The following is a 2,697-nucleotide window of genomic DNA, read 5'->3' on the forward strand; positions in this document are numbered from 1 at the left end:
GTATTTCCTGCGCTGGCTGGGTTGGGATGCGTTCGTCATCTCGGGCGATATGGCCGCGGCGTTGCGCGACGCCGGCCTCGACATCGCCGAAAGCCCGACTTCGAAGAAGGACCTGGAAAAGATCCAGAGGCAAATCAACCAATGGGCAGCGGAGACGCATCTGCCGCGCCGGCATATTTCACGCATCCTGGCGATGTCGATCGGCGAGAATCATTCGCCGCAAGCGTTGCGCGAATATATGGGCGACGACTGAGACCCGGCTCGTCTCGCCACGATTGAAGTAGGTCGATCGGTCCGTACACGATTGACCTACGTCATTCGGTCCGAATTGGTCCAAACGAACGCCATTGCCCGGGCAATTTTGCCGCGCTAAGTCAGCAGGCATGACCAAGAAGCTCGACATCCTGCGCATCGCCGTCGCCCAGCTCAATCCGACTGTCGGCGACATATCAGGCAATCTCGCCAAGGCCCGCGAGGCGAGGGCGGATGCCGCACGCCAAGGCGCCGATCTCGTGCTCTATACCGAGCTTTTCCTCGCCGGCTACCCGCCGGAGGATCTGGTGCTGAAGCCGGCCTTTTTGAAAGCCTGCGAAAAGGCGGCACAGGACTTTGCCGCCGACACCGCGGATGGCGGTCCCGGCGTCATCATCGGCACGCCGTTGAAGCGCAAGAGCGGCACGCACAATTCGATCGTCTTCGCCGATGGCGGCAAGATCATCGCCGAACGCTACAAGCTCGATCTGCCGAACTACGGCGAGTTCGACGAGAAGCGCGTCTTCCAGGCTGGACCCGAGATCCAGGGGCCGGTCAATTTCCGCGGCGTGCGCATCGGAGTTCCGATCTGCGAGGACATCTGGGGCGACGTCGATATCTGCGAGTCGCTGGCCGAAAGCGGGGCGGAAATCCTGCTGGTGCCGAACGGCTCGCCCTATTATCGCGCCAAGATCGATGTCCGCCACCAGGTCGTCATCCGCCAGGTCATCGAATGCGGGCTGCCGATGATCTATGCCAACCAGCTTGGCGGGCAGGACGAGTTGATCTTCGACGGCGCGTCGTTTGCCATTGGCGCCGACAAGACGCTTGCCTTCCAGATGAGCCAGTTCGAGGAAGCGGTCGACATCACCACCTGGAAGAGACAAGGGGATCACTGGATCTGCTCGGAAGGGCCGATGTCGAAAATCCCGGACCGGGAGGAGGCCGACTATCGCGCCTGCATGTTGGGCCTGCGCGACTACGTCAACAAGAACGGCTTCAAGAATGTGGTGCTTGGTCTGTCCGGCGGCATCGATTCGGCGATCTGCGCGGCGCTCGCCGTCGATGCGCTCGGCGAGGAACGCCTGCGCGCCGTCATGATGCCCTATCGCTACACCTCGAAGGACTCGCTGAAGGATGCCGAGGATTGCGCCCGGGCGCTCGGCTGCCGCTACGACATCGTGCCGATCTTCGAGCCGGTCGAAGGGTTTCTGCACGCGCTGACGCAGATGTTCGAAGGCACCAAGGAAGGCATCACCGAGGAGAATTTGCAGAGCCGGGCGCGCGGCACCATCCTGATGGCGATCTCCAACAAGTTCGGCTCGATGGTCGTCACCACGGGCAACAAGAGCGAGATGTCGGTCGGCTACGCAACCCTCTATGGCGACATGAATGGCGGCTTCAATCCGATCAAGGACCTTTACAAGATGCAGGTCTACGCGCTGTCGCGCTGGCGCAACAGCCACGTGCCGCCGGGCGCGCTCGGGCCCTCGGGCGAGGTGATCCCGAAAAACATCATCGACAAGGCGCCATCGGCGGAATTGCGCGAGAACCAGACCGACCAGGATTCGCTGCCCCCCTATCCGGTGCTGGACGACATCCTCGAATGCCTGGTGGAAAATGAGATGGGTGTCGACGACATCGTCGCGCGCGGCCATGACCGGGCGACGGTGACGCGCATCGAGCACCTGCTCTACATCGCAGAATACAAGCGGCGGCAGGCGGCGCCGGGCGTGAAGATCACCAAAAAGAATTTTGGCCGCGACCGCCGCTATCCCATCACCAACCGGTTCAGGGATCGCAGCTAGGTACCGAAAGCGCGCGCGGCGGTGCGGTCGGAGACAGCCATGCCCGATTGTGAGATCAGCTTCGACATGTCACGGATCGATTTCCGCGCGACATCGGGCCTGTTGATGGCAAGCTATTGGGGCGCCGGACGCACTGACGAAGTCCATCGCCGCGCCTTTGCCAATTCGCTTTGCGTCGGCGCTTATGTCGATGGCAGGCAAGTCGGCTTCGGCCGCGCGATCACCGACCGCACGGTGTTCGCCTATCTCGCCGACATCATCATCTGGCCCGGGCATCGCGGGCAAGGCATAGGCAGCCGGCTCGTCCAGGCCCTTATCGATCATCCTGAAGTCAGGACTGTTTTCCACTGGAGCCTGTCGACCAGCGACGCACACGGCGTCTATGAGAAGCTTGGGTTCAAGCCATCGACCGATGGCCGCTACATGCGCTTGGATCGCATTCCTGAATGAGGCGCGCGGCTTGCTCCGTTGTTGCAAAATAATCGCAGTGGTTGGACCAGATACACTTTTGGCGTGAACTCGTCTTGGCGATACATCGGAGCGTCTCTATAAGGACACCTCCGCAATTGTCTTGCGGGAGGTCCGGATGGCAGTATTTCACATGGTAATGCGAGGCCGCGAAGCCTAGGTCTCATCC

General features: G+C 61.4%; 2 protein-coding genes and 1 pseudogene. All 3 read left to right on the plus strand.

Annotated elements, in window-relative coordinates; all coding sequences use genetic code 11:
* A pseudogene (locus EN750_RS28055) lies at positions 1 to 253 on the plus strand (DNA-3-methyladenine glycosylase I); the annotation flags it as partial.
* Positions 254 to 383: 130 nt separating this feature from the next.
* Positions 384 to 2,060 (plus strand): NAD+ synthase, encoded by a 1,677-nt coding sequence (locus EN750_RS28060; protein ID WP_127321218.1) that lies wholly within the window; start codon positions 384 to 386, stop codon positions 2,058 to 2,060.
* A 39-nt stretch (positions 2,061 to 2,099) separates the two neighbouring features.
* Positions 2,100 to 2,510 carry a GNAT family N-acetyltransferase gene (locus tag EN750_RS28065; protein ID WP_127398669.1) on the plus strand — a complete coding sequence of 137 codons (411 nt, stop codon included), beginning with the start codon at positions 2,100 to 2,102 and terminating at the stop codon, positions 2,508 to 2,510.
* Positions 2,511 to 2,697 lie beyond the last annotated feature (187 nt).

The organism is Mesorhizobium sp. M7A.F.Ca.ET.027.03.2.1 (genome assembly GCF_003999175.1).
Lineage (GTDB): Bacteria > Pseudomonadota > Alphaproteobacteria > Rhizobiales > Rhizobiaceae > Mesorhizobium.